Below are 25,020 nucleotides of genomic sequence, written 5' to 3'. Positions count from 1 at the left end.
TATACATTTTTTATGTTAATTTATATTATTCAAATCCTGCGCAATCAACCAAGCCTCACTCCAGCAAGCCTGAAAATTAAATCCGCCGGTTACCGCATCAATATTCAGGACTTCTCCGGCAAAGTAAAAGTTAGGCAAAATTTTTGAAGACATATTTTTAAAGTTAATTTCCTTTAAATCAACGCCTCCCGCTGTTACAAATTCATCTTTAAACGTCGATTTTCCGGTGACATTAAATTTCTTTTTGCATACATTTTCAAGAATGGTCTGCATTTCTTTTCCTGAAATCTGGGCAACCTGTTTATTCAGATCCACTTTTGAAACCTCCAGAATTCTCTGCCAGAATCGGTTGGTAATATCAAATATTTTCGATTGTCCTATGGTTTTCTTTGGATTCGATTGTTTGAAGTTTAAAAATAGTTCTTCCGCATCATCGATTGATTTGGAAATAAAATTGACTTCAATTTCAAAATTGTATTTTACTTTCGCTAAATTAATTGCTTCCCAAGCTGAAATTTTCAGAATGGCAGGTCCCGAAAGTCCCCAATGCGTAATGAGCAAAGGTCCGCTTTCTTCTGTTTTCAGTTTCGGAATGGAAGTTTCCGCCATTTCAAAGCTTGTTCCGGCTAAATCTTTCAGCAAATCATCTTTAATGTTAAAAGTAAAAAGCGACGGAACCAGATCAACAATTTTATGACCTAAATTTTCGATCATTTTCAGAGATTTTGGCGAGCTTCCGGTGGTGTAAATAACAAAATCAGCTTCAAAATCCCCTAAACTGGTCTTAACGATATATTTTTCGTCCGATTTTTCAATTTCTTTTACAGAACATTTGGTTTTCACTTCAACATTTTTCTGCTGAATTTCATGTAAAAAAGTATTGATGATTGTTTGCGAAGAATTGCTTTCCGGAAAAACGCGGTTATCATTTTCTATTTTTAACGGAACACTTCTTTGCTCAAACCAATCCATCGTATCTCCCGGCTGAAACTTGGTGAAAACACTCAGCAATTCCTTGTTTCCGCGGGGATAAAACTGTACCAGTTCTCTGGGATCAAAACAGGCATGAGTCACATTGCAGCGTCCTCCTCCCGAAATTTTTACTTTCTGAAGAACATCCGAATTCTGCTCGAGAATGGTAATTTTATATTTTGTTTCGTCCAGATTGGCTGCACAGAAAAATCCTGCTGCGCCACCTCCGATAATGATAATTTGCTTCATAATACTTTTAATCTTATGCTCAAGATTACTTTTGCAAAACTACAATTTTTATAAACCATCTTATTTGAGTAATTTTGAAGAATATAATTTTTCATTTTTACAGTGAAATTATTGACTACAAAAAATGATTTTTGTGATAAAAAATCATACAATTTATATTTAAAACAAAAAGTAAATGAAATTCTACCATACATTTGAAGTTCGCTGGAGCGATCTTGATGCCAATAAACATCTGGCAAATTCATCTTACGTACAGTATTGTGCGCAGACCAGAATGGCTTTTATGAAGCAGGAAAAAATGGGCGTTACCCAAATGAGCCGATGGGGAATCGGTCCGGTAATCATGCATGAAAGATTTTCTTTTTTTAAAGAAATTTATGCAGATCAGACGGTTATCGTAAGTCTTGAAATTGATGGCTGTGCAGAAGACTGTTCTATTTACCGTTTCGTACACAAGTTTTATACGACTGATGGCGAACATTGTGCCACTGCAGAAGCAACCGGAGTCTGGATCGATATGATGCTGAGAAAAATGACAACACCGCCCGATGATGTGGTGGAAGCCATGAACAAATATAAATCTCTGGAGACCGTAGTTTTAACAAGAGAAGATTTCAAAAAACTTCCTTTCCGTCCGGAAAATGTTGATCCGGCAGTATTTACTGTTTAAGATGTAAGGTTTTGAGTTTTGCTTAAAAATTACTCATTACCCATTATTTATTACTTATAATTAAAAATATGTTTGAAGATAAAGATCCAGAGTTAACGCCAATTTCCAAACTGGGAGAATTTGGTTTAATTAAACATTTAACGGAGCATTTTCCTCTATCCAACGAATCTTCGGAGCTTGGAGTGGGAGATGATGCAGCAGTGATTAATCCCGGAAATAAGAAAGTGGTTCTTACAACAGATGTTTTGGCGGAAGGTGTTCATTTCAATCTGGGATATGTTCCTTTGAAACATTTGGGTTATAAAGCGGTTGTTGTAAATCTCAGTGATATTGCAGCGATGAATGCAACGCCAACTCAGATTTTGGTTTCTCTTGCCGTTTCCAACCGTTTTCCCGTGGAAGCTCTGGAAGAAATCTATTCCGGAATTCAGACCGCTTGTACAAGGTATAAAGTTGACTTAATTGGCGGAGATACAACAAGTTCCAATGCCGGTTTGGTAATGAGTATTACGGCAATCGGAATGGAGAATGATGAGCGTATTGTGAAAAGAAGTACGGCAAAACCAAACGATCTTTTGGTAGTAACCGGAGATTTAGGCGGCGCTTACATGGGACTTCAGATTCTGGAAAGAGAACACGCTGTTTTCTTAGCTGATCCGAATATGCAGCCGGAAATGGAAGGCTACGATTATATTCTGGAAAGACAGTTGAAGCCTGAAGCAAGAACCGACGTAAAAGGAATTTTAGAACAACTGGATATCAAACCAACTTCTATGATTGACGTTTCTGACGGTCTGGCTTCTGAAATTCTTCATCTTTCAGATCAGTCGAAAGTAGGATTCAGATTGTATGAGGAAAAAATTCCAATGGATAATTTAACGATTACAACAGCGGATGAATTCAACTTAAATCCTGTGATGGCAGCTTTAAGCGGAGGAGAGGATTATGAATTATTATTCACTATTTCGCCAAATGATTTTGATAAAATTAAAAACCATCCGGATTTTACCATCATTGGTCATGCCGTTGAAAAAGAAGACGGAAATTTTATGGTGGCGAGAGGTTCTAATCAGTTGGTTGCTTTAACAGCACAGGGTTGGGACGCTTTTTTGGGAAATCAGCAAGGATAGATAATTTTACTGTTTAGATATTAAAAAACCACTGCAATAGCGGTGGTTTTTTTAGTAATTAATCTTTCTTAATGTCTGCTTTTACATTCTGGTAGGATTTGTCTACCGCATCTGCACCTTTTTTAGCCGTTTTTTTGGTCCATTTTGCTGCATTTTTAACGCCTTTTTTGGTTGCATCATAACCTTTTTCTGCGGTTTTGCCGGTCCATTCTGCACCGTCTTTGGCAGCCTTACCTACGGCTTTAGCATCTTTTTTTACCTCCTGCTTTACAGAATTTGTTTTTTGTGCAGATACTCCGATTCCGAATAAAAGAATCACTGCTGCTGAATATAATCTCTTTTTCATTTATAAAAATGTTTTTTCGTTTTTTCAACAAAAATCAGACCAATAATGTATAAAAATTTCAGAATAATTTTGTATCAGTGAATCATAGAAGCATTATAAGCAAAAATTTGTATTGTGAAGAGGACTTAAATATTGTGAAGCCAGTATTTTTGTATTGTTTTTTTGTTTAATTTGCAACAGTCAAATGATTTACAAATGAGATTCTTTATTGATGAGAAAAATTATTTTTTATCTAAAATTTTAGATGAATCAATCCTTTTCAACTATACAACCTCCTGGATTTTTTATGATCGGAATGAAGATCTGTATATTGATGATTATTTTGAAAAAGACAAAAAGATGTCTTCATTTCTATGGTCATATTCGGAGGATAATATTCTGTCTAGAATAGATGAATGGAAAAGAGCTTTCAGGAGACACGAACTAGATATTCCGAAGGGAATAAAACAATACCAGAAAGATTATCATTTGAATTCCGTAAGGAAAGTATATTTGGATGTTGTAGAGTCTGATGTTAATTCTATAGGAAAAATGTTCAAGAGTTTTGCAGCTTTTAATAACGCAAAACATTTAGCTCAAATCATAGTTGATCATACGGTAATTTTTGATGATTTAGATTTAATATTTGTTGAGGATGAAAAAGAGGATAAATTTAAAAAATATCTAAGTCTTTTGGATTCGGAATTCATTCATGCTATTGTTTTAAACGGATATCATCATGCGGGAGAATTAATAAAAATTTTTGTTCATAAAAAGAACAATATAATTCTAAAAAATGCAGACAGTATTCCCTGGAATATTTTTGAAAATACTTATGTTGAAAGAAATTTTAGTTGGTAGTAAAAGACAAACCTTTGATACAAATAATATGGGAAAAGCATTCAAAATGATCATTTTAATAATTTTATTCATTGTAGGGTTGTTATTTTGGGGCATAATTTCTACAGATGAAGGAATTAAAAGAGACAAGGTTTTAGATAATAATGTTGAGTTTAAAGGATATGTAAATGATTTGAGAACGTCCAACAATCACAGATTTGGAATTATACAATTAAAATTAACAGAGAGTTCTGTGAATATGTTTATTGATAGTTTAGAAAATGGAATTTATCCGTATAAAATCATTGGTGATGTTGCAGAAATTTACACAACTGTACCAGCAGATCTTGATTATAATGATACAATAACTGTAAGATCAAAATCACATGAAATTGAGTTTGAGTCAACAAAAACCCATCCAAAATATATTTCAGAATTACATGTAATTGAATATTCGGGAAATATAGATTATGTAAAGGAAAAGACTCTGTTTGAATAAAAAAATCCGGCTCAACAAAGCCGGATTAGTTATATTAATAAGATTTTTAAGCCTTCGCAATATTCAGGATCACTTCCATTGCTTTCTCCATACTTTCCAGAGCCACATATTCATATGGTCCGTGGAAATTGATTCCTCCCGCAAAAATATTCGGACAAGGAAGTCCCATGTAAGATAACTGCGCTCCGTCTGTTCCTCCGCGGATTGCTTTAATCTTTGGTTCGATTCCTGCTTCTTTCATCGCTGCAGCGGCAAGATCTACGATGTGCATTTTTCCTTCAAACTGCTGCTTCATGTTTCTGTACTGCTCTTTAATTTCAATTTCAGCAGTTCTTTCGCCATGTTTTTTGTTAAATTCAGCAACTTTTTCTTCCATGAATTTCTTTCTTGCTTCAAATTTATCAGCATCATGATCACGGATGATGTATTGCAATTTAGCTTCAGAAATATCAGCATTTAAGTCCATTAAATGATAAAAACCGTCAAAACCTTTAGTGGTTGCAGGCGTTTCATTGGCAGGAAGCATCTGTGCAAATTCAGAAGCCAGTAAAGCGGCGTTAATCATTTTTCCGTACGCGTAACCCGGATGAACGCTCAATCCGTGGATTTTTACCACTGCTCCTGCAGCGTTGAAGTTTTCATATTCCAGTTCACCAACTTCTCCGCCATCCATCGTGTAGGCAAATTCAGCCCCGAATTTTGCCACATCAAACTTATGTGCTCCTCTTCCGATTTCTTCATCAGGCGTAAATCCAACGGCAATTCTTCCGTGCTTGATTTCCGGATGAGCCATTAAATATTCTGCAGCCGTTACAATTTCTGCACAGCCTGCTTTGTCATCGGCTCCAAGAAGGGTATTTCCGTCTGTGGTAATTAAGGTCTGACCGATATATTTTTTTAAGCTTTCAAATTTTGAAGGGGATAAAGTAAATCCTGTTGTCTGATTCAAAACCAGATCTCCTCCGTCATAATTTTCCCAAACCTGCGGTTTTACATTCTCTCCGCTGAAATCCGGCGAAGTATCGTAATGCGAAATAAATCCGATGGTCGGTTTGTCATTATTCTCAAGATTAGAAGGAACGTATCCCATGATATAACCATTTTCATCGATCGATACATTTTCAAGACCTATCGTTTTCAGTTCTTCCGTGATGTAGTTGGCGATATTCCACTGTCTTTCTGTAGATGGAGTGGTTTCGCTTTCTGCGTCGCTGGTTGAATAGATTTTTACGTAATTAAGAAAACGGTTCAGTAGCTTTTCTTTCCACAAAGGGCTGAATTCTATTGCGCTCATTATATTGGTATAAATTTCCTGTAAAGTTAGCAAATTTGATGCTCAGAATAATTTATTTGTGACCGAATAGAAGCTGTTGAGATTGTTAATCGGATATAAGGGTCTGAAAATCAAAATAATGCTTGCTTTGTTTTAATCTTATACAAACTTGTTTAGTTTTATTATATTTGAGAAAACCTAAACGTAAAAAATGTTTCTTACAGAATGTCCGCGTGATGCAATGCAGGGGTGGGGAGAATTCATCCCGACTGATAAAAAAATAGATTACATCAATTCTCTTATGGATGTGGGTTTTGATGTTCTGGACTGTCTGAGTTTTGTTTCTCCGAAAGCAATTCCGCAAATGGCAGATTCTGATGAGGTGGCGGAAAATATCGATAAATCCCGATCCAATACCAAAGTTTCTGCAATTGTTGCCAATTACAGAGGAGCTGAAAAAGCATTAAAACATCAGTCGGTAGACATTATCGGCTTTCCGTTTTCCATTTCCGAAACTTTTCAGCATAGAAATACGAATAAAAATCAGGAAGAAGCTTTTCAGGAGATTGTTAAAATGCTGGAACTGGTAAAAAATGAAAACAGGCAGCTAAATATTTACTTTTCAATGGCTTTTGGAAATCCTTACGGCGAAATGTGGAAGTGGGAAGATGTGGATTTCTGGGCTCAGCGATTTTCTGAAATCGGAGTTAAAGAGATTTTACTTTCTGATACTACGGGAGTTGCAACGCCGGAAACCATTTCTCTTTTGTTCGGAAAAATTCCTTCAAAATATCCTGAAATAAATTTCGGAGCACATTTTCATAACCGTTACGAAGATTCTTACGCTAAGCTGAAAGCCGCTTACGATCAGGGATGCACAAGATTCGACAGTGCCATCAAAGGAATCGGAGGCTGTCCGATGGCAAAAGATGATCTGGTGGGAAATATGCCGACCGAACAGGTAATCAATTTTATGAGCGTAGAAAAAGCAGACCATAATTTGAATCTGCTGAACTTCGAAAGTTCTTACAACAAAGCGAAAGATATTTTTCATTTTTGAGATATGACTAAGCTTTTTGTTACCATACTGATTGTTTTTTCTTCTGCGGTTTTTGCCCAGAAAGTAGAAAAACTGTTCAACGAAGAAAAATTTAAGGAATTAACCGGGCTTGAAAATGAAAGTCCTTCTTTTACAGGAGAAGAGCTTTACTATTTGGGATTTGCTTTTTTCAGGGAGGAAAATGACGATAAAGCAATAGAATATTACAACAAAGCTTTAAAAAAAGGTTTTGATAATGCTCTCGTATATTATCACATCGGATTGTCCCAAATGTATCAGAAAAAGTATGATGAGGCTCTGAAAAACATAAATACAGGTTTGGAGTCTGATCCTTTGGCGGAATTTTATTATGAAAAATTACGGATTTACAGCATCAGGGAAGATTCTGTTAATCAGGAAAAAACGTTTTTGGAAGCCCTTCAAAAATCTCGTCAGAAAGATAACTGGTATGTAAAAATAGTTTTATTTGCAGGCAGTTTCTATTATACTCAGAAAGAGTATGCAAAATCTGAGAAAATCTATAAAGAAGCTTTGGCATCATTACCAAAAGAATATGAACTGTACACCAAGCTGATAAAATCTTTAAATGTTCAGAATAAATTTTCAGAGGCAGATTCCTATTTTAAGAAAATGAGAACTTTCTATGAAAATAAAGAGCTTCCGGAGGATGAAATGAAGTTCAAAAATCTTAATGTGGATCAGTTCGACTGGAAAAACCAGGTTGTGAACATCCATAAATATTTTGAAAAACCAAAAGAGATGCTTCAGCCTTTGTATGTTTTATATTTAATTAATGAAAAAGGAGACAAAGTGGAGCGTAAATTCAAAATTGAAAAAACGGTTCAGATAGAAAAAACAGATCCGCAATTCGTCATTTGTGAAGAAACGAAAAGCGGACATTCCACTTATCCAATCGGTTTTAAAGATGCCAGTTTTACTTTGGAAGATCTGAGAAAGGAAATTACGGACGTTCTTAATAATAAATACAGAGTTGCGGCTTCTTTCGAACATAATTAAAAAACAAATATGCAATCCATTATCTCACCTTCAGAACTAAAAAATCTTCCAACAGAAAATCTTATCATTCTTGATGCAAGAGCAGGAAAAGACGTTTATCAAAATTATCTGAATAAACATATTAAAGGAGCGAGATTTATTGATCTGGATAAAGATCTTGCTGAAATCGGTGAGAACGCTGCTTTTGGAGGAAGACACCCTCTTCCGGAAATTAAAAAATTTGCAGAGACAATTTCAAATCTGGGAATTTCAGAAAATAACCATATTGTTGTTTACGATGATAAAAACGGATCAAACGCTGCTGCAAGAGCTTGGTGGATGCTGAAAGCTTTCGGTTTTGAGAACGTTCAGGTTCTGGATGGCGGATTTCAGAATGCTGAAAAAGAAGGGGTTGAATTTTCTTCCGGCGAAGAATCTTTCGAAAAAGCGGACCTGATTCATAAAGAAAGCTGGCTTCTTCCTGTTTCAGATCTGGAAACTGTTGAAAATGAATTAACAAAACAATCATCGACGGTTATAGATGTAAGAGATTCATACCGTTACAGAGGCGAATCTGAGCCGATTGATCTCCTTGCAGGACATATTCCCGGAGCAATTAATATTCCTTTTTCTGAAAATCTTGATGAAAACGGAAACTTCCTTTCACCGGAAATTTTAAGAGAAAAATATTCAAAATTGCTTGAAGGAAAGCCCGAAAATCTGATCATTCATTGTGGTTCCGGAGTAACGGCCTGTCATACTATTCTGGCTTTGGATTACGCAGGATTCAAAATCCCGAATCTGTATGTAGGATCATGGAGCGAGTGGAGCAGAAGAGAAGGGAAAGAAATTGCCACAGAATTATAAAAGCTTCCACAGACCGAAATCTGTGAAAGCTGAAGTGAAGGGTTGGTTAATAAAAAGGTGAATTTTTCTCTATTTTGTAACAGCTAAAGCTTCAAAATAATTTTTAAAGGCATTGATTTCCAGTGCGAAAACGCCGTCGTTTCCAATCATGTTAATCGGTCTCCAGAAACTTCCGTCGAAAAAGCTGATAAGTCCCTGATAAGAATTCAAACCATTCGGTTCGGTAACTCCCCACGGATTTCTCAGGATGATGTAGTTCTTTCCATTGAAAGTAGACCATCCTAAAACCGTATAAGCATGATTTCCAACGATATTAGATCCGGTATAATCTTTTCCTGATCCGTACGTCCATGCAACCATCGGATTAATGGTCTTGCAGCTCATCGAGTTTTCTCTTACTACGCCGAAAAGATCAAGCGCAGTTCTCGGTGAAGTGTAATAATAATACGGTGTTTTGTTCGTAAGTTGTGCAACAGCTTTTGCAGGATCTCCGAAAGCCGTTTTAGAAATATCCGGTTTATCGTCATTTACATTCGTGATCCATTTGGCAAAGGCTTTTTCGTAAACAGCCGGCCAGATTTCTCCCGCATCGTTGCTTCGGCAATATACAGGATTGTTGTTGGAAGAGTTAATAATCGTATTATCAGTAACTTCCACAAGTCTTGTTGCCGCATCTTTTCCTCCGCCTTTGGTAAAAAACTGGATGGCATTGGTACGGTCTGTTTCTCCGGTTCCGGTGGCTCTCACTTTATGCTGAATAGTATAAGGATCTGCCCATGCAATAGCAGAAATGGCGGCAATAAAATAACAGTTGGCAACTGCACCCTGAATCGGGTCATTATATTCGGTAACGTCATTGAAGAAATTTCCTCTGTCGCTCCACGAAGTTCCTGCAGGAGTCCATCCGTTGGCATTTCCTATCCCGAAAATGATATTTTTAATAGAAGGGGAGAGTACTTTATTGCTGATGGTGTTATTCAGCTTTGGGATATTCAGTACTACTTTTACATCACCTTTGTCTAATCTGGCATTTTTTACAGCGATGCTGTTCAGGTCTTTTATTCCGGTACCTGAAAAATCATTGAGCGTTTTAATATTCGAAAGATTTACAGTTTCCAGCTTATCTGCAGCTCTTACTTTAATATCATCAGATTTCATAACTTTTACAGTGTTGTCGCTGTTAAGCTGCAGTCCGGCATACAAAGGAGAATTAAATTTAATGTCGAACAGTTCTGCGTAATTGGTTTCCAGGGTTTCCTCAAGGATTTGATACGATTTTGTGTCTTTCCAGTCGAATGTTCTGCCGGTGATGGCTTCAGTTAGTGCATAAGGATTAATAACTCCTACAAACAGTTCTTTAGGTGCTTGGTCCATGATAATTGGTTTTTAAAGGTTAAGGTTAGAATTAATTTGGTTGATGAAATCGGGATTGTACAGATATAAAAACCGGTTGAACAGAGAAACTCCGAAATCATCATCCGGATGGATCTCGATTTTTTTTGAATTCACCTCAATCATTCTCTGGCTTCCTCCCACCATTGAAGGATCTTTTACAGAATCTTTTATTTTGCTGATTAAAGAAAGAAGCTGAAGAAAAATTTCTGTGTTGAATTTTATTTGCTCAGATACAATCATTTTTTCATTCGTTTCGTAACCTCTGAAGATTTTCAGCTCGGCATTTCCGTCCTGTTCGGAAAATAAAATCTGATATCGGTAAGCATACTGTGGCGGAACACTTCCGTTATTGAATGATACGATGATGGTATTGGCTTTCATACTGTTGATTTCTGAAAACAAAATTATATCAGATTCATATTCTGTATGTTAGGGATTTCACGAAATGTATATGGGGAAAAAACGGAAAATAAAAAAAGCTGCTTCAAAATGAAACAGCTCATTATTTTTTAATGGAAAAATTGTTTAAAGAAATTAAATTTTAAAGCATTCCAAGCTCAAATTTAGCTTCTTCGCTCATCATATCTTTGTTCCAGCTTGGTTCAAAGGTAAGCTCTAAGTCTACGCTTTTTACATTTTCCACTTCTGCAACCTTATCTTTTACCTCCTGCGGAAGCGTTTCTGCAACCGGACAGTTAGGCGTTGTTAACGTCATGATAATTTTTACGTCCGCTTCATCGGAGATCTGAACATCATAAACCAACCCAAGTTCATAGATATCTACGGGAATTTCAGGGTCATACACGGTTTTTAAAACACCGATGATTTCCTCACCGATGTCAGCAATCTGATCGTCTGTAAATTTCATTTTTTAATCTAAATTGATGTACCTTTTCAACAAATCTTCCTGACGCATGCGCCGGAAAACATTCGCCAAAGTTAAGACATCTTTTTCACAATAGTCAACTATTCTTTGCAAGTCTTTCTCTATGTAGTAGATTGATGAAACCATTGAGCCGTCAATATCATCTTTTGGAGTGGGAATTCCGAAAACATGAGCCAACAGTTCCAGAGACACAAAACTTTTGTAATCCCCGAACTTCCAAAGCTCCATGGTATCGATATGCGGAATTTCCCAAGGCTTTTTTCCGAACATCTGAAACGGAGTAGGAGGCATCATTCCATTAATTAAATATCTTCTGGCAATCCACGGAAAGTCGAATTCTTTTCCGTTATGTGCGCATAAAATGACGTCGCGAAGTCTCGGGCTGTTAAAAATTTCACCAAATTCCAGAAGTAATTTTTTTTCATCGTCACCCGCAAAGCTTTTGATCTTCAGCGTATCGTTTTTTTCGATCATTCCGATGGTAATGCAGATGATCTTCCCGAATTCTGCCATAATTCCGGCTCTTTCCACATAAAATTCTTCCGGAGAAACCTCATCTTTTCTCTGGAATCTCGTTTTTTTATCCCAAAGTTTCTGTTCGGCTTCCGAAAGTTCTTCCCACAATCCAAATCCCGGAACCGTTTCAATATCAAGAAATAAAACTCTTTCTAAAGGAATATGCTGTATCATTTTTATTCTTCGTAATGATTTGTTAGAAACTAAACCTCACAGGTTTCAAAAACCTGTGAGGTTTTCCTGTATTCACAGATGTTTTTAAAAACTTATCCTACCTGCATTCCGTTCTTTGCCGGCAATGAAGGGGTTAAAAGGGTAACGTCTTTTTTATCTTCTCCGTAAACACCCAAAACCAGACATTCGCTGAAAAAATTGGCGATCTGTTTCTTAGGAAAATTGACCACTGCCAAAATCTGCTGACCGATCAGTTCTTCCTTCTGATATAACGAAGTAATCTGAGCGGATGATTTTTTAACGCCTAAATCTCCAAAATCTATTTCTAGCTGATAAGATGGATTTCTTGCTTTCTCAAAATCGTTCACAGAAACAATGGTTCCGCATCGGATGTCTATTTTTTCGAAATCTTCCCACGAAATTTCGGGTTTTACAATCATGATAATGTGTTGATTAATTGTTCTACTTCAAGTTTCTGTTCAGCATACTTTTTCTGCAGTTCAGAGCCTTCGCCCATTCTTTTATAATATTCAAGTGCTTTGTTGCCGAAATCTTTTTTATAAAAATCGGATACTTCAGGAATCTGCGGAAAAACCTTATGAAAAAGCATTTCGTAATATGCCTGAAATTCCCTTTCGCTTTTTTCTTCAATAACGTGTCCCGGAGCTTTCTGTCTTACATGCAGCATTTCGTGGGCAATTAAATTTAAAACCAGATTCAGATCAAAATCGAATAAATTTTTAGGGATCATTACTTTCTGGGGACTTCCTAAAACACCTTCTGCTGTTAAGACAAGAGAGTTTGGAAAAACCTCATCGCGAAGACCAAATCCTTCGAAGTTGTCGTGTTCGAGATTGAAGGAGCGGATAATGTATTCTGCTGCATCAATGATCTGGTCGTGTTCCCTGTAAGCTTCTAAGTGTAAAGCAACCTGTTCGAAATTCATCTTTTAATATGTTTTAACAAATGTATTAAAATCCTGAAACTTAAGAATTATTTCATTCGATTTTCGTTAAAGATCATCATGTTTTATTTTTTAACAACATCCTGAATGTATAACAAAAAACCTCCTAAAAAGAATAGAAGGTTGCTAAAAACACATAAATGATAATGAAAAATTTTATTTTTACTCGCCGAGTTAGTAGGAAAAAAGAAAAAATGTTACAGGAAATTTTCTGATTTTTCAGAAGCGATTTTACATCGAGAATTTTTTGTAACATTTTAAATTTTATGCTACAAACTGTGAAAAGATTCTGAATTTTAATTTAAACTATCCGGAATTTTTACACAGTTATAGTTCAATTTAAATTTGCAAGAGCCGGGTCAAAGATCCGGCTCTTTTTGATGTATGAATATGACGGTTACTTTTTAATCCACCATTGGCTGTCCTTTCTGTCGGAACGTTTCACGCCGTTGTTTAAAGTATAGGCAAAACCAACGCCCAATGTCTGTTTCAGCTGTGTTTTCTGAACCTGATTATGGTCGTACATTACATCTACAGTAATGTTGGACGATATAAATTTATTAACCTTTAAATTTAAGATCATTCCATACGCCAGAACCAGTCTTTCCGGATGATCCAGATAATTGGAGAAAACGGATGCTGTATTGGTAATATTTACGTTCTCCATCAAATTGAATTTATAATAGGCTGTTCCCAGAAAACCATATTGTAAAATTGATGAATCGCCATCAGCTTTTAAACCGTAATTTCCTGCAAGCTGAAGATCTCTATCCAACACAAAAGCCCATCTCGCGTTGCTCGGACGAAGGGTTACATTAATATTGTCATTGGGTCTGTAGGTAATCCCCATCCCGACATTCAGATAACCGGGAGCCATAAAATTGGATATTTTTTTTGCTTCCGGATTATTTCCGTCCTCATATCCCGCAGAAAACTGAGAAATCAGACCCGCTCCTACAGAAAGATACCAGCTTTTTGAAAACTTCCTTCCATAATTAGTGGAAACATTAATAACGTCCTGAGTTTTTCTTACACCAAGACCTTTGGTATCATTTTGTCCGTAATTCAAAAGAATGATGTTTTCCCAAAGATCTTTATCTTTCTCATACGTGATGTTATAATCCAGCGCAGCAAGCCATCCCACATTGTTGGCTCCTCCGCCGACCCAGTTAGAAAATGCTGCCTGATTAATCATCAGCGACTGTTTTCCTAAAACCGACCAGTGTTTAATGGTATCTGCTTTAATGGCTGCGGTGTCTGTAATAACAACCTGTGCATTGGCGAAAATTCCCAGAGAAAGAGAGAGTGCGAATAAAAACTTCTTCATGAGTTCAGGATTTCATTATACAAAATTCCTTACAAAAATATTAAATATAAATTTTATGGAAGGAAATTCAGTTTTAAGAATGGTTTTCAGCCTTTACTTTTTAAATTTCAATGACAAAACAGAGAACTTTTGTTTAAAAAGCAGTGAAAATCATTACTTTTTGGCTGAAATAAATTTTTGAATAGATTTTTCATCGACAATTTTTCCGAAATTTATCCTTGGCTTTTCATTTGACGTAGAATCTTCATGTTAAAAAACAATATAATTTCCAAAAAAGCGCTGCTTTATCCTTTGCTTATGCTTGCAGCAATGTGGCTGGGTTTCTTTTTACAGATGCAGGGCTTTTTTCAGAGCTGTTTCGGGGCGATCATTCCATTGTTGCCGGAAGGCTTATTGGGAATTATAACGTCACCGCTTTTACACGGCAATCTAGAACATATTGTGGGAAACTCTATCCCGATCGCGGTGCTTATGTTTTTACTGTATCAGTTTTATCCTTTGGTTGCCAATAAAGTGTTTATCACGGGCTGGCTCGCTACAGGATTTCTGGTTTGGCTTCTTCCGCCAATAGATATCATGACGGGAGATTATCTTTATACCTGTACCATCGGAGCGAGTGGAGTAGTCTATGTTCTTGCGTTTTTCCTTTTTTTCAGCGGGGTTTTTAAATGGAATATGAAACTGCTCACGATTTCTCTGTTGGTCGTTCTGTACTATGGAAGTCTGATCTGGGGAATGCTTCCCGAAGAACTTTTCTCCAATCTTCAGGAACCCAGCAAAATTTCTTGGCAGGCGCATCTTGCAGGTGGAATTGTGGGAGTAATTCTGGCTCTATTATTTAAGAAAGTAGGCGATAAAAAGAAAAAATTCATCTGGGAATTTCCAAACTATTACAGTGAAAAAGATGATAAACTCTGGCAGGAATACAAAGAAAACCATCCCGAAGATTTTATGGAGCTGCCTTACAAAAAGAAAGACGATATCTGGGAAAGACTGGATGAACTGAGAGGTAAATAATTTTAAAAATTTCTACATTTGTGAAAACAACACAAATGTATTCTGAAGAACATCTTTATTCCATTGCTCTGCGCGAGTGTAATTTAATCGGAGATATCAATTTTTATAAGCTTGTGCGTATTTTCGGAAGTGCCAAAAATGCATGGGAAAATGCCAAAAAAGAATACAAAAAGCTGGACGGATTCGGTTCTAAAATAATTTCAGACATCGGAAATCCTGCTCATCTGAAGTTTGCTGAAAATGAACTGAAGTTTTGTGAGACCAATCAGATCAAAATTAATCTAAGACATCTCCACGATCTTCCTAAACTCTTAAACGAATGTGATGATGCTCCTGTAATTCTTTACCAAAAAGGACATTTTGATGATGCTAAACCAAAAATAAGCATGGTCGGAACTAGAAATATGACTTCCTACGGAAAACAATTTATTGAAGATTTTTTTAAGGAAACATCATCCTGTAATTTTATTTCTGTGAGCGGTCTGGCTTTGGGAGTAGATAAAGAAGTTCATGAGCAGTCTCTTCATCATCAGGTTTCTACGGTTGCGGTTTTAGCGCATGGTTTTCATACATTATATCCTTCAAAAAATAAAAAATTATCCGAAAAAATTCTTGAAGAAGGAGGAACTTTATTTACAGAATTCAATTCATCCAAGAAGCCGGACCGCGAAAATTTTATTCAGAGAAACAGAATTGTTGCCGGAATTTCTCCTGCGACAATTGTGGTGGAAACAGCTTTTGGAGGTGGTTCAATCAGTACAGCAACGTTTGCCAATCAGTATAACCGCGAAGTATTTGCGCTTCCTGGAAAGATTACAGATAAGCATAGCCAAGGCTGTAATCATCTGATTTTTCAGAACAAAGCTTCGGCAATTTCCACGATAAAAGATCTGGTTGAAAATTTAGGATTTAATAATCCGGAGGGCAGAACGGGAGAATTATTTCCTCATAGTGAAATTTCAATCCAATTAACTGAAAATCAAAATGAAATAGTTAAAATAATATCTGAAAATCCATACATTTCTCTGGATGATCTTGCTGATAAAACAGACCTTTCCTCACACAAAATTTTACCGGTTATTTTAGAATTGGAACTTTTGGGGAAGGTAAAATCACTTTCGGGGAGACAATTTTTAGCAACCTGACAATTAACGATTTCTTAATATTGCATTATTTTAAACATAACATTTAATTTTTAATAAAATTAATGATTGAATTGCTGATTTAATAATATTAAGTCATTATATTATTAAATTTTCAACAATTGTTATTTAGGGTGTTGTGAATCTTGAAAAAAAAATTAAATTTGTTGGCAATAATATTCAACCCTAATATATGGAACAATATAATATTGACCAGAAAATCCAAGAATTTATAGCAAAAATTGAGGCAAAAAACCCTAATGAGCCAGAATTTTTACAAGCAGTAAAAGAAGTTGCGGTAACTGTAATTCCGTTTATCTTAACGAAAAAGGAATATACGGGAATGAAGCTTCTTGAAAGAATGGCGGAAGCTGAAAGAATTATCATCTTCAGAGTTCCATGGGTTGACGATAAAGGAGAAATCCAGGTAAACAGAGGGTTCAGAATCCAGATGAATTCTGCGATCGGACCATACAAAGGAGGAATCCGTTTCCATCCTACCGTAAACCTTTCTGTTCTTAAATTTTTAGCGTTCGAGCAGGTGTTTAAAAACTCTTTAACTACGCTTCCGATGGGAGGTGGAAAAGGAGGTTCAGACTTTGATCCGCAAGGGAAATCCGATATGGAAGTTATGCGTTTCTGCCAGGCTTTCATGACGGAAATGTGCAAACACATTGGTCCTGAAACAGACGTTCCTGCAGGAGACATCGGAGTAGGAGCAAGAGAGATCGGATATTTATTCGGGCAGTATAAGAAAATCAGAAACGAGTTTACGGGAGTTCTTACAGGAAAAGGTCTTGCGTACGGAGGTTCATTAATCCGTCCTGAAGCTACAGGATACGGTGTTGTTTACTTCGCAGAGCAGATGCTTAAAACAATCGGACAGACTTTCAAAGATAAAACGGTAACGGTTTCAGGTTTCGGAAACGTAGCTTGGGGAGTTATTAAAAAAATCTCTGAACTTGGTGGGAAAGTTGTAACGATTTCCGGACCGGACGGTTATGTATATGATAAAGACGGAATCGATGGCGATAAAATCGATTATCTTTTGGAATTAAGATCTTCAGGAAACAACAGAGCTGAAGATTACGTGAAGAAATACCCTTCTGCAGAATTCTTTGCAGGAAAACGTCCTTGGGAAGTGAAGTGTGATGTTGCTATCCCTTCTGCAACCCAAAACGAATTAGATCTTGACGATGCTAAATTATTGGTGGAAAACGGATGCGTTTGTGTAACAGAAGCTGCAAACATGCCTTCAACACTTGATGCAATTAACTATTTCTTAGACAATAAAGTATTGTTCTCTCCGGGGAAAGCTTCTAACGCAGGAGGTGTTGCGACTTCAGGTCTTGAAATGACGCAAAACTCAATCCGTCTGAATTGGACTTCTGAAGAAGTTGATGCTAGACTGAAAGAGATCATGATCGGAATTCACAAAGCGTGCAGAGACTACGGAAAAGAAGAAGACGGCTATGTAAACTACGTAAAAGGTGCCAATATCGCCGGATTCGTGAAAGTTGCAGAAGCAATGTTAGCTCAGGGAGTAGTATAAAATATAAAGGTTGGGAAATTCCCGACCTTTTTTCATATAACCTGTTCCCGGGATTATAAATGGGAAAAAAGTAAAAAGTGAAAGGAGAAAGCGTTGATTATTCAGCGCTTTTTTTTGTTTTTAACGCTACATTCGCAAGATCTTGTTTTGGAATGACGCTGAATATTTTTCGATCGTGAAGGCATTTCATTCAGCTAATGATAATCATTTTAATTCAAATGAAATTAACATCTTCATGTCATTTGGGCATAAGAGCAATCTACAACGTCTCAACCAAAGACAGATTCTTCACTTCGCTACGCTTCGAGCTGAATGATAATAAGAACTTCCAAAAAGTGAAAAATCATTACATTTAATTCATGAAAAATACAATTGAAAATATTGATGAATATATCGCCCTGTTTCCGGAGATTCGGGATAAATTAGAAAATCTCAGAAAACTGATTCTTTCACAAAGTTTTGAAATTGAAGAATATATTGGTTATCAGATGCCTGCTTTCAGATACAAAAATAGACCGGTGGTCTATTTCGCAGGGTATAAAAAACATATCGGATTTTATCCCGGAGCAGAAGGAATAAAAAGATTCGAAAGTGAATTTAAGGAAAACGGCTATAAATTTTCAAAAGGAGCGGTACAGTTTCCTTTAAATGATAATCTTCCTGAAAATTTAATAAAGAAAATTGTTCAGTTCAGACTTGAGGAAATAAACCACAAAAAATCCTGAAAAATGATTCAGGATTCTCTTTATTTGCATATCGATTATTTATTCAAAATTTTGATATTATGTTAAATACAACTTTCGTACAAAGTTTATAATTTCTACTTCTTTTAACCTGATTTATAATTATTTAAGATAAATTATACTGTTTGATATTTATATAAAAAAATCCTGAAACATTACATTTCAGGATCTTCTTTCTACTTCTTAAAAATTTAAATACTTACTTCGACTTTTTCTTTTTGGATTTCTTCTCTTCTTTTATAGCGTCTGTGGATTTGGTGGTGTCTGTTACAGGTTCTGTATTGGCATTTACAGTGGTTTCTGCGGATACTGTTGTGGCGGGTGTTGTTGCTTCAACAGTAGCAGTGGTGCCTGTATTTTGGTTTTGGCTTGACGTTCCGGAGTTTGTTTCCCAGTTGGTAGTTGTCTGTGAATTCTGTTGGGTCTGAGTTGTCGATGGATTATTAGAATTTGTTGACGGGTTTTGTTGTGATGTTCCTGTCTGAGCCGATACTGCGATTACTCCGACTAATGTAAACGCTGCTGTTAAAACTAACTTCTTCATAATATTAATATTTAAATGGTTGTTTAATTTAAACGGTGGTATTTTATCTAATATTATGTGTAAAGTCTTTATTTAACGGACTTTATAATTATTTAAGACTGATTTTGAATTGGATATCATTTTCCCAAATTTTTCATAATGCGCTCTACAAATTCGTACGCAGCTGGACAAATGACGGTGTTTTTAATCATCAGATTATTGATCTGGTAGATCTTCTTTCTGTCGGTGTGCGGATATTCTCTGCAGGCTTTCGGACGAACCTCATAGATGGAGCAGGTATTGTCTTCATTTAAAAAAAAGCAGGGTAAATTCTGAAGAACTTTATCATTATCTTCATCTACACGCAGGAATTTTGCTTCAAAATCGGCAGGTTTCATGCGGAGATGCTTGGAAATTCTTTCAATGTCCTTTTCTGTATAAAGCGGCCCCGTTGTTTTACAGCAGTTGGCGCACTGCAGACAGTCTATCTTTTCAAAAACCTCTTCATGCGTTTCCTGAACGATATAATCCAGATTTTTGGGCGGTTTCTTTTTCAGCCCGTCCAGAAATTTTTTATGTTCCTTTTGTTTTTGTAATGCCTGTTTTTTATAAAATTCTAAATCCATTTATTCTTCTTCTTCCATGAATACCGGAAGTTCTGCTTTTTGATAGTCACTTATTTTATCGAGATTCAGCACCGTGGAGAGATTATCTTTATCAGGATAATACATCGGGATAAACTTTGCACCGTACACGATTTCTTTGGTTACATAAGAGGTTCTCTGTACTACCGTATTTGAAAAAACCTCGTCAAAAGCACGGATATGAACAATAATTTCAATGCCTGTATTTTTAAAATCGTCTTTTGAAAACCCGTAAAACGGAGACTCTTCATCAATTTCATGTACGATTGTCCAGTTCAGAGCCAAAGTATTGATTTTGCTGAGCTGTGTTTTCAGCTGATAAAAATTAATTTTCGGAGAGCTGTTTTCCATCACTTCAATTGCTGTCGTAATAACAACATCTGCATCCGTTAATGCATTGTTTTTATAGGGAGCCAGCCTGAACATTAATGCTGAAGTTTCTTTAAAAGGTGCGACAACCGCAACATCAGAAAACTTCAGATACGCTCTCGGTCTAGAAAATCTTCCATAGAAAAGTCCCGTTGCAATGGCAAAGGTAAGCAATCCTAAAAAAGCCTCAAAAGTAGCGACCAGACTTGCCGTAAAACCTACCGGAGCAATCCTTCCGTATCCTACTGTTGTAAATGTCTGGGAACTGAAGAAAAACACATCAATGAATTCATTCACAGGATTACTTTTATCAATTCCTGTTAAATGTTCTACTCCGATGAGATAATAAATTAAAGCAAAGAATAAATTCACTAAAATATAAGCAATCACCAGATAAGAAAGAAAATTGAATGTAGAGAGATCCAGCATCGTGTGATACCAACTGTATCTGTTGAAAATATTCACTCCCTTTCTGTTGACATTCGGAAGACCGTCCTTATTAATGAATCTTCCCGAAAGATTGCTGCCAAAACCACTGTTTTCGGTATTTTTCTGCTGAATTTTTTTTCTGAATCCCCGTGCCATTTTTATATCATTTTTGTTTTAGTTTTTCTGTTGATTACAGAGCTTAAAAATAAGTTAATCTGCCAATTTATTTCATTAAATAAAAACCAACATGCAAAGATAAAATATTGTTGTGATGAAATCTGTAAAAGCCTTTATGAATATTTTTAGTTAAAATATGAAAATTTCAGTTTGATTTTAATGGCAAAAAGAAAGCTCGTAGAATTCTTTCATTTCTTTCTGAAAAAGGTTAAAAAATAAGACAATTTTCTCTTCAAAATTTCCGAAAAATCTTTCAAAAATTTTTCTCTCTGATTTTCAATCAGCTATGAATTTTCATCGAAAATAATTATAAATCAATTTAATACGACGAGTTTTGTCGCCATGCCGGACGATATTTGCAGTATAGAAAACAGAGAAATGAAAAGAAAATTTAAAACTCATGGTGGACATACTTTAGCCTGAAGACCACCTAAAAAAATAAGGCTAAAACCTGAAGTAACTCTACTAAAAAGAGGCTTCAAATCTTAACCTTTATAATGCAAAACAAATTTACAAAATGTCAGGAAAAAACAATGCGTCTCAGACGCTTTTCAGGTTCGTGAGCTTAAGAAATCCACAGCTTACAGAAACCAAAGAACGAAATTTAGGATTTATCCACAGACCAAAAGGGGTTACCGGAACTTTCGATACTGCCGTTGCAGGAAAGTCTTCAAGAGCATCAAAGCTCTCAGAAATGACAAATGCGGCAAAAACATTCAGTAATTCAGGATTTGAAACCGAAAAGAAAATTGAAGAAGGAGAATTCGGGAAACTTCTGATTATCGGGAGAAAGATTTCTAAAAGAGAAGAACTTAACGCTAATGAATTAAGCTATGTAAAAGATTATTATTTAAATCTTATCGATGCGAACAAAGAGCTTACAGCAGATGGAATCAAAATCTTTTCAACTCTTTGGAACAATTATATTTTCCAGATCGTTACTCAGGGAGATTTCTATGTGAAAGAAGCAATCAGCCATATTTTAATGGCAATCCATATTGGCTTTGCCCAAAGTATGAATTTAGCAGATCCTGAAATTATCAATGCTAATGGAGGGAAACCATTGGAAAAGGCCTTGGATGGGAAAATCGTTTTGCCTAAGTTTTTATTCTCTGAAGATGCCGTTACTGCTGGATCTGTTTCTTCAAGAGCCGCTTCCGGAACATCGGCTAATGTTTTGAGTGCAAGAACTTCGCAAAGATTAAAATCTGAAACACAGGCTTTATTGGCTGCCAACAAAGCACTTCATCAAAAAGAAACTTTGGAAAAGCTTAACGCAGAATTGGAAAAGCTTCAGAAGAAATATCATAAATCCTCATATCAGGCTTATCAGGATGAATATGCAAGATATCAGGAAGAAAACAGGGAAGCTCTGGAAGCCTATGAAAGAAAACTGGCAGAAATCGAAAGTAAGATCACTGAAGACACTCCGGAAGAAGAAAAAAATCGGATGTATGAGGAATTGAAGAGATATGAGGTCGCTCCTTTTCAGTTTTCTTATAAAAATGAGATCAATTTGCCGGATCTGAAGGAAAAACTTTCCCCCGAATCTTTTGATATCTTCATCAAGCTTTTTGCAGAGTTTGATCACCAGAAAGCCTCCGAAGAAGCTGTAAAAGAAGGAATCAGAATCCTTTCTGACAATACTTTAAGAATCGGTTCCCAAAACATCACGCTTGATGATGAATTAGAAAGTTATTCAGATGCCTTAAATATTGTTGGAAGTCATATTTCTTCTTCTATGCAGACCGCTCTGGAAAGCTCACCACTTCAGCAGCAGCAATATGTTAACCTTGCAGGAGCGTCTGTTCCGGTGGTACAAAGTACGGCAAGAACACCGATGGCATATAGTTTTTATGCTCACAATACATTCGGATTTGCAGGAACAGGAGGATTTGTTAATTTCTCTTTTGAGGTCGCAGATTCTTCATGGAGTGTGGCTTCTGTAAAGATTATTGCTACAACCGATACCGCAGGAAGTTTTGAAGAAAATTTCAGCAATATTCCGGTAATCAACGATAAAATTACTTTGCCAACCTGTCTTATCAATAAGTTCAGAGCAAGTCTTTATTTTAGAATAGAAATTATTTTTGATAATGGAAGTAAAGCATCCGCAGATCTTGGACAGCTGTACCCAAAAGAAGATATCAGTCTAACCGGAATGCTTACTCTGACTAGAGGGGTAGCTGAAAATCCAGAAGAGCCGGAAAACGTAAAGATCCAGAAACGCAGAAACTTCGGAATCAAAAGATTAGGTGTTGCCGATTATCTGAAAGTCGTGCAGAGTGTTCACGCCTATGTTCCGGGAGAAGTTTCCAATATTGAGAACGTGATGGCAAGTGAACTGAGACACAAATCTTCCGTAGCAAGGGATTATTCTGAAATTACGGATACGACTTCCAAGTCTCAGGAAACAGAAAAAATCTCTGATACGACCAAAACTTCCAGAACGGATATGCAGACGGAGGTGGCTAAAGAACTTGAAAAAGACCAGAGTATCACGGCTTATGCAAGATACAGCTATGGTGCGGGTAAAACAGTATTTGAAATGGGGGCAGACTATGCGAACAATACAGCTCAACATGACAGCACGAGACAGGCGGTTGCTAAATCTCAGGAAATCACGGAAAGAGCGATGGAAAGAGTTTTAACCAAAGTTTCTGAAGAAAGGATACAAAAGATCATTAAAGAATACACGGAAACCAATGTTCATGAATTTGACAACAGAGGAAGGGTAACCAAAACGGATAATGCCGATGCAGCGCAGCCTAAACATATTACAGGGGTTTACAGATGGATCGACAAGAAGATGAAAAACCAGATTTATAATTATGGGGTACGTACTATGTTTGAATTTATGGTTCCTGAACCTTCAAGACTGCATCGTCTGGCGGTTGCCGTTGCAAAAGCGCAGGTGCTTACAGCTCCGGTAGATCCTAGAACAGCTCCGGAAAGAGCATGGACAATGCCAAATCCAAAATCGGCAACTATCGAGCAAATCCAGCATTGGGCACAGATTTATGGAGTTACCCTTACAAGTTTACCAGATTCCAATAAGTCAGTTTCCGATACTAAGGTTAGTGGAGGAGATACAGGAGTGATGGAATATGCTGTCCCACAAAATTATATTTGTGAAAGCTTAAGCGGAAGAGTGGAATATGTAAGAACAAAAGGCTGGCATAACGCAAAAGTATGGGTGTATCATCCAACCAACGGATCAGAAATAGCTTATACTTCAAATGGCGGAACTTCATTTGGAACATATGGGGGAGTCAATACGGAAGGAAGTGTAAAAGTACCTTACAAAGGAAAATACTTATCTACTGTAACATTAATGATCACTCTAAACTGTAGACTTTCAGATTCATTCATTCAAAACTGGAAAACAGAAAGTTTTAACGCTATCATTAAAGCCTACGAAGAAGCGTATAAAAAATTCCAGGAAGAACAAGCTCGATTAGACGAAGAACAAAAAGCTAAAGAAGCAGAAGCAAAAGAAAGACAGGGGAATTTCTACCGTTATATGGAGCATGATACCCTGAAGCATAATTGTATCGCTTATCTGTTGCAGGATTACCTTAACTCAAATACATTAGGCTATGAATCAACAAACGCATTGAATGATAATACCAAAATGGATAACTTCCAGGTGTACCTGAATGACAATCTTGATCAGTATGCTGCTTTGGCAAAGTTCATGGAACAGGCATTTGAGTGGGAAATCATGGATTATACTTTCTATCCGTACTATTGGGCAAACCGTAAAAGCTGGCAGGAGTTCTACCTTACCGAAAGCATGGATCCTTTGTTCAGAAGCTTCCTTCAGGCAGGGATGGCAAGAATTATCGTTACCGTAAAACCCGGCTTTGAAGCAGCTGTACAGTTCTTCTTGGAAACAGGAATTATCTGGAACGGCGGAGCAGTTCCTGTGATCGGAGATCCAATGTATATGTCCATCGTGGATGAGATGAGACAGCCACAAGGAAAACCGCAAGGGAAATACTGGATCACAAGAGTTCCTACAACGTTGACGATTCTTCAGGCATCTTCTACAGGATTACCGGTTGATCCGTTGCATCCGCTTCCACTGTTCCGTGAAGATTATCCGGAAAATTGTGAAAACCGTGATGAACTTGAGTTTGAAACAAGCTTCAAATTGGATGAAGAGGCGCAGTTGACTCATAGTGATGGAGCGACCACGTTGCCAAGTACAATTATTAAACCTGTATAACAACGGTTAAACTTTGTTTTGAAAGTGGTGGGAAACCACCGCTTTCTTTC

25 protein-coding genes are annotated in these 25,020 nt (G+C 36.6%); 12 read left to right on the top strand and 13 right to left on the bottom strand.

Features of this window, described 5'->3' with window-relative positions; all coding sequences use genetic code 11:
- Positions 1-15: 15 nt before the first annotated feature.
- Positions 16-1,221, bottom strand: a complete 1,206-nt coding sequence (locus WFH39_RS13670) for an NAD(P)/FAD-dependent oxidoreductase (RefSeq protein ID WP_336690320.1) — start codon at positions 1,219-1,221, stop codon at positions 16-18.
- A 175-nt stretch (positions 1,222-1,396) separates the two neighbouring features.
- Here WFH39_RS13670 and WFH39_RS13665 point away from each other — a divergent pair, with 175 nt between their 5' ends.
- Both WFH39_RS13665 and thiL read left to right on the top strand, forming a co-directional pair.
- A complete protein-coding gene (locus WFH39_RS13665) occupies positions 1,397-1,891 on the top strand; it encodes an acyl-CoA thioesterase (protein WP_336690319.1) in 495 nt (164 codons plus the stop codon).
- Positions 1,892-1,959: 68 nt separating this feature from the next.
- Positions 1,960-3,021 carry a thiamine-phosphate kinase gene (thiL, locus tag WFH39_RS13660; protein WP_336690318.1) on the top strand — a complete coding sequence of 354 codons (1,062 nt, stop codon included), beginning with the start codon at positions 1,960-1,962 and terminating at the stop codon, positions 3,019-3,021.
- Between the two features lie 58 nt (positions 3,022-3,079).
- Here thiL and WFH39_RS13655 read toward each other — a convergent pair whose 3' ends face one another.
- On the bottom strand, positions 3,080-3,367 hold the full coding sequence (locus WFH39_RS13655) for a hypothetical protein (RefSeq protein WP_214587704.1): 288 nt from the start codon (positions 3,365-3,367) through the stop codon (positions 3,080-3,082).
- A gap of 195 nt (positions 3,368-3,562) precedes the next feature.
- Between WFH39_RS13655 and WFH39_RS13650 the strand changes: the two genes are divergently transcribed.
- The gene (locus WFH39_RS13650; protein ID WP_336690317.1) at positions 3,563-4,207 is read left to right on the top strand and encodes a hypothetical protein; all 645 of its coding nucleotides are present in this window, start codon (positions 3,563-3,565) and stop codon (positions 4,205-4,207) included.
- On the top strand, positions 4,185-4,685 hold the full coding sequence (locus WFH39_RS13645) for a hypothetical protein (RefSeq protein WP_336690316.1): 501 nt from the start codon (positions 4,185-4,187) through the stop codon (positions 4,683-4,685). Before WFH39_RS13650 ends, WFH39_RS13645 begins: the two co-directional genes overlap by 23 nt.
- A 46-nt stretch (positions 4,686-4,731) precedes the next feature.
- Here WFH39_RS13645 and pepT read toward each other — a convergent pair whose 3' ends face one another.
- Positions 4,732-5,979: a peptidase T gene (gene pepT, locus WFH39_RS13640; RefSeq protein ID WP_336690315.1), complete on the bottom strand. Its 1,248-nt coding sequence runs from the start codon at positions 5,977-5,979 to the stop codon at positions 4,732-4,734.
- Positions 5,980-6,169: 190 nt separating this feature from the next.
- Between pepT and WFH39_RS13635 the strand changes: the two genes are divergently transcribed.
- The 3 genes from WFH39_RS13635 to WFH39_RS13625 are packed head-to-tail and all read left to right on the top strand — an operon-like array spanning position 6,170 to position 8,881.
- The gene (locus tag WFH39_RS13635; protein ID WP_235132129.1) at positions 6,170-7,018 is read left to right on the top strand and encodes a hydroxymethylglutaryl-CoA lyase; all 849 of its coding nucleotides are present in this window, start codon (positions 6,170-6,172) and stop codon (positions 7,016-7,018) included.
- Positions 7,019-7,021: 3 nt separating this feature from the next.
- A complete protein-coding gene (locus tag WFH39_RS13630) occupies positions 7,022-8,035 on the top strand; it encodes a tetratricopeptide repeat protein (protein WP_336690314.1) in 1,014 nt (337 codons plus the stop codon).
- A 9-nt stretch (positions 8,036-8,044) separates the two neighbouring features.
- Positions 8,045-8,881, top strand: coding sequence for a sulfurtransferase (locus WFH39_RS13625; protein ID WP_336690313.1), 837 nt, complete (start codon positions 8,045-8,047; stop codon positions 8,879-8,881).
- A gap of 69 nt (positions 8,882-8,950) precedes the next feature.
- On the opposite strand, the gene WFH39_RS13620 is transcribed toward WFH39_RS13625, so the two are convergent.
- The 7 genes from WFH39_RS13620 to WFH39_RS13590 form a co-directional block, all read right to left on the bottom strand.
- Positions 8,951-10,255, bottom strand: a complete 1,305-nt coding sequence (locus WFH39_RS13620) for a C2 family cysteine protease (RefSeq protein WP_336690312.1) — start codon at positions 10,253-10,255, stop codon at positions 8,951-8,953.
- A gap of 12 nt (positions 10,256-10,267) precedes the next feature.
- Positions 10,268-10,657 carry a hypothetical protein gene (locus tag WFH39_RS13615; protein WP_336690311.1) on the bottom strand — a complete coding sequence of 130 codons (390 nt, stop codon included), beginning with the start codon at positions 10,655-10,657 and terminating at the stop codon, positions 10,268-10,270.
- A gap of 160 nt (positions 10,658-10,817) precedes the next feature.
- Positions 10,818-11,144, bottom strand: coding sequence for an SUF system Fe-S cluster assembly protein (locus tag WFH39_RS13610; RefSeq protein ID WP_087711919.1), 327 nt, complete (start codon positions 11,142-11,144; stop codon positions 10,818-10,820).
- Positions 11,145-11,147: 3 nt separating this feature from the next.
- Entirely contained in the window at positions 11,148-11,852 is a 705-nt protein-coding gene (locus WFH39_RS13605) for a 3'-5' exonuclease (protein WP_336690310.1), read from the bottom strand.
- Positions 11,853-11,944: 92 nt separating this feature from the next.
- A complete protein-coding gene (locus WFH39_RS13600) occupies positions 11,945-12,292 on the bottom strand; it encodes a tRNA-binding protein (RefSeq protein WP_336690309.1) in 348 nt (115 codons plus the stop codon).
- Positions 12,289-12,798 carry a hypothetical protein gene (locus WFH39_RS13595; protein ID WP_336690308.1) on the bottom strand — a complete coding sequence of 170 codons (510 nt, stop codon included), beginning with the start codon at positions 12,796-12,798 and terminating at the stop codon, positions 12,289-12,291. The genes WFH39_RS13600 and WFH39_RS13595 overlap by 4 nt, the downstream gene beginning before the upstream one ends.
- A 415-nt stretch (positions 12,799-13,213) precedes the next feature.
- Positions 13,214-14,143: a DUF3078 domain-containing protein gene (locus WFH39_RS13590; RefSeq protein WP_336690307.1), complete on the bottom strand. Its 930-nt coding sequence runs from the start codon at positions 14,141-14,143 to the stop codon at positions 13,214-13,216.
- A 246-nt stretch (positions 14,144-14,389) separates the two neighbouring features.
- Between WFH39_RS13590 and WFH39_RS13585 the strand changes: the two genes are divergently transcribed.
- From WFH39_RS13585 to WFH39_RS13570, 4 genes are all read left to right on the top strand, one after another.
- On the top strand, positions 14,390-15,160 hold the full coding sequence (locus WFH39_RS13585) for a rhomboid family intramembrane serine protease (protein ID WP_235132119.1): 771 nt from the start codon (positions 14,390-14,392) through the stop codon (positions 15,158-15,160).
- A 35-nt stretch (positions 15,161-15,195) separates the two neighbouring features.
- Positions 15,196-16,305: a DNA-processing protein DprA gene (gene dprA / locus WFH39_RS13580; protein ID WP_336690334.1), complete on the top strand. Its 1,110-nt coding sequence runs from the start codon at positions 15,196-15,198 to the stop codon at positions 16,303-16,305.
- Positions 16,306-16,495: 190 nt separating this feature from the next.
- Positions 16,496-17,854, top strand: a complete 1,359-nt coding sequence (gene gdhA, locus WFH39_RS13575) for an NADP-specific glutamate dehydrogenase (protein ID WP_214587691.1) — start codon at positions 16,496-16,498, stop codon at positions 17,852-17,854.
- 359 nt (positions 17,855-18,213) lie between these two features.
- Positions 18,214-18,579: an iron chaperone gene (locus WFH39_RS13570; RefSeq protein WP_336690306.1), complete on the top strand. Its 366-nt coding sequence runs from the start codon at positions 18,214-18,216 to the stop codon at positions 18,577-18,579.
- A 217-nt stretch (positions 18,580-18,796) separates the two neighbouring features.
- Here the strand turns inward: WFH39_RS13570 and WFH39_RS13565 are convergent, their stop codons facing one another.
- From WFH39_RS13565 to WFH39_RS13555, 3 genes are all read right to left on the bottom strand, one after another.
- Positions 18,797-19,141: a hypothetical protein gene (locus WFH39_RS13565; protein WP_336690305.1), complete on the bottom strand. Its 345-nt coding sequence runs from the start codon at positions 19,139-19,141 to the stop codon at positions 18,797-18,799.
- Between the two features lie 116 nt (positions 19,142-19,257).
- Positions 19,258-19,746: a YkgJ family cysteine cluster protein gene (locus WFH39_RS13560; protein ID WP_116099070.1), complete on the bottom strand. Its 489-nt coding sequence runs from the start codon at positions 19,744-19,746 to the stop codon at positions 19,258-19,260.
- Complete coding sequence (locus WFH39_RS13555) at positions 19,747-20,718, bottom strand: ion channel (RefSeq protein ID WP_336690304.1); 972 nt, start codon at positions 20,716-20,718, stop codon at positions 19,747-19,749. It abuts the gene before it with no gap.
- A 538-nt stretch (positions 20,719-21,256) separates the two neighbouring features.
- On the opposite strand from WFH39_RS13555, the gene WFH39_RS13550 reads away from it, so the two are divergent.
- The gene (locus WFH39_RS13550) at positions 21,257-24,970 is read left to right on the top strand and encodes a hypothetical protein (protein WP_336690303.1); all 3,714 of its coding nucleotides are present in this window, start codon (positions 21,257-21,259) and stop codon (positions 24,968-24,970) included.
- The last annotated feature ends 50 nt before the right edge of the window (positions 24,971-25,020 follow it).

Origin of the sequence: Chryseobacterium sp. MMO-72, from assembly GCF_037146035.1 — a bacterium.
GTDB lineage: Bacteria > Bacteroidota > Bacteroidia > Flavobacteriales > Weeksellaceae > Chryseobacterium > Chryseobacterium indicum.
Note: the sequence above shows the minus strand (reverse complement) of the source record. Positions and strands in the feature narration are given on the sequence as shown.

Coding starts and splice junctions, on each gene's coding strand:
- WFH39_RS13620 (WP_336690312.1), bottom strand. CDS start 10,255: ATGGACCAAGCACCTAAAGAACTGTTTGTAGGAGTTATTAATCCTTAT.
- dprA (WP_336690334.1), top strand. CDS start 15,196: ATGTATTCTGAAGAACATCTTTATTCCATTGCTCTGCGCGAGTGTAAT.
- WFH39_RS13670 (WP_336690320.1), bottom strand. CDS start 1,221: ATGAAGCAAATTATCATTATCGGAGGTGGCGCAGCAGGATTTTTCTGT.
- WFH39_RS13560 (WP_116099070.1), bottom strand. CDS start 19,746: ATGGATTTAGAATTTTATAAAAAACAGGCATTACAAAAACAAAAGGAA.
- WFH39_RS13600 (WP_336690309.1), bottom strand. CDS start 12,292: ATGATTGTAAAACCCGAAATTTCGTGGGAAGATTTCGAAAAAATAGAC.
- WFH39_RS13590 (WP_336690307.1), bottom strand. CDS start 14,143: ATGAAGAAGTTTTTATTCGCACTCTCTCTTTCTCTGGGAATTTTCGCC.
- WFH39_RS13625 (WP_336690313.1), top strand. CDS start 8,045: ATGCAATCCATTATCTCACCTTCAGAACTAAAAAATCTTCCAACAGAA.
- WFH39_RS13635 (WP_235132129.1), top strand. CDS start 6,170: ATGTTTCTTACAGAATGTCCGCGTGATGCAATGCAGGGGTGGGGAGAA.
- thiL (WP_336690318.1), top strand. CDS start 1,960: ATGTTTGAAGATAAAGATCCAGAGTTAACGCCAATTTCCAAACTGGGA.
- WFH39_RS13565 (WP_336690305.1), bottom strand. CDS start 19,141: ATGAAGAAGTTAGTTTTAACAGCAGCGTTTACATTAGTCGGAGTAATC.
- pepT (WP_336690315.1), bottom strand. CDS start 5,979: ATGAGCGCAATAGAATTCAGCCCTTTGTGGAAAGAAAAGCTACTGAAC.
- WFH39_RS13585 (WP_235132119.1), top strand. CDS start 14,390: ATGTTAAAAAACAATATAATTTCCAAAAAAGCGCTGCTTTATCCTTTG.
- WFH39_RS13570 (WP_336690306.1), top strand. CDS start 18,214: ATGAAAAATACAATTGAAAATATTGATGAATATATCGCCCTGTTTCCG.
- WFH39_RS13665 (WP_336690319.1), top strand. CDS start 1,397: ATGAAATTCTACCATACATTTGAAGTTCGCTGGAGCGATCTTGATGCC.
- WFH39_RS13610 (WP_087711919.1), bottom strand. CDS start 11,144: ATGAAATTTACAGACGATCAGATTGCTGACATCGGTGAGGAAATCATC.
- WFH39_RS13630 (WP_336690314.1), top strand. CDS start 7,022: ATGACTAAGCTTTTTGTTACCATACTGATTGTTTTTTCTTCTGCGGTT.
- WFH39_RS13655 (WP_214587704.1), bottom strand. CDS start 3,367: ATGAAAAAGAGATTATATTCAGCAGCAGTGATTCTTTTATTCGGAATC.
- gdhA (WP_214587691.1), top strand. CDS start 16,496: ATGGAACAATATAATATTGACCAGAAAATCCAAGAATTTATAGCAAAA.
- WFH39_RS13595 (WP_336690308.1), bottom strand. CDS start 12,798: ATGAATTTCGAACAGGTTGCTTTACACTTAGAAGCTTACAGGGAACAC.
- WFH39_RS13650 (WP_336690317.1), top strand. CDS start 3,563: ATGAGATTCTTTATTGATGAGAAAAATTATTTTTTATCTAAAATTTTA.
- WFH39_RS13555 (WP_336690304.1), bottom strand. CDS start 20,718: ATGGCACGGGGATTCAGAAAAAAAATTCAGCAGAAAAATACCGAAAAC.
- WFH39_RS13550 (WP_336690303.1), top strand. CDS start 21,257: ATGTCAGGAAAAAACAATGCGTCTCAGACGCTTTTCAGGTTCGTGAGC.
- WFH39_RS13615 (WP_336690311.1), bottom strand. CDS start 10,657: ATGAAAGCCAATACCATCATCGTATCATTCAATAACGGAAGTGTTCCG.
- WFH39_RS13605 (WP_336690310.1), bottom strand. CDS start 11,852: ATGATACAGCATATTCCTTTAGAAAGAGTTTTATTTCTTGATATTGAA.